At 73.5% G+C, this 635-nt stretch carries 1 protein-coding gene; it reads right to left on the bottom strand.

The window, feature by feature from the left end:
• Nucleotides 1-41: 41 nt before the first annotated feature.
• The gene (gene fxsA / locus ACWF94_RS25995) at nt 42-629 is read right to left on the bottom strand and encodes an FxsA family membrane protein (protein WP_453493162.1); all 588 of its coding nucleotides are present in this window, start codon (nt 627-629) and stop codon (nt 42-44) included.
• Nucleotides 630-635: the final 6 nt, after the last annotated feature.

The raw sequence follows: 635 nt of genomic DNA, 5'->3' as shown, positions 1-635 counted from the left end.
AGCCGTGAGCGGCCCCCAGGGGCTTGTGGGGCGTGCGGTGCTCAGGAGGTCAGTGGAGGCTGCGGGGGCCGCGGGGCGTCGGGGTGCGACTCCGGCCCGGCCGCGTCCGGCCGGATGACCTCGCCCTGGACGACCTTGCCGTCCGGTCGGCGCATCCGGGCCTGCTGAAACGCGTCCCCCAGGCTGCCCGGACCCGCCTCCCGCATCCTGCGCTCCAGCGAGCGTTCCGCGTACCGCGCCAGCCGGGTGCGGACGGGCGGCAGCAGGAGGACCAGGCCCGCCACGTCGGAGATCAGACCCGGCAGCATGATCAGCAGCCCGCCGAGCATCAGAAAACCATTGCCGCTGCTGCCGTTGTCCGTGGACGGCGGCCGTCCGCTCTGCTGCTGCTGAAGCGTCTCCGAGAGATTCTGGAAGGCCCGGCGCCCGGCGCGCTTGACGACGGTGCCACCGACGACGGCGCCGACGACGAGCAGGGCGAAGACTGTCAGCCCCCCGGCCGCGTTACCGACGGCGATCAGCAGCCAGATCTCCAGGACGAGCCAGGCCGCGACGGCGAGGGGAATGAGTCTGCGGGCACGGGAGCGCTGGGATCCGGGGGCGGTCGGGGGCATGGCGCCGGTCGTCATGCCTCC

It is taken from the genome of Streptomyces sp. NPDC055078, from assembly GCF_053607985.1.
The sequence above is the reverse complement of the archived record's forward strand: the minus strand, read 5'-3'. Positions and strand labels throughout refer to the sequence as shown.

Excerpts from the sequence above, each read along its gene's own strand:
- fxsA (WP_453493162.1), bottom strand. The coding sequence starts at position 629 with ATGACGACCGGCGCCATGCCCCCGACCGCCCCCGGATCCCAGCGCTCC.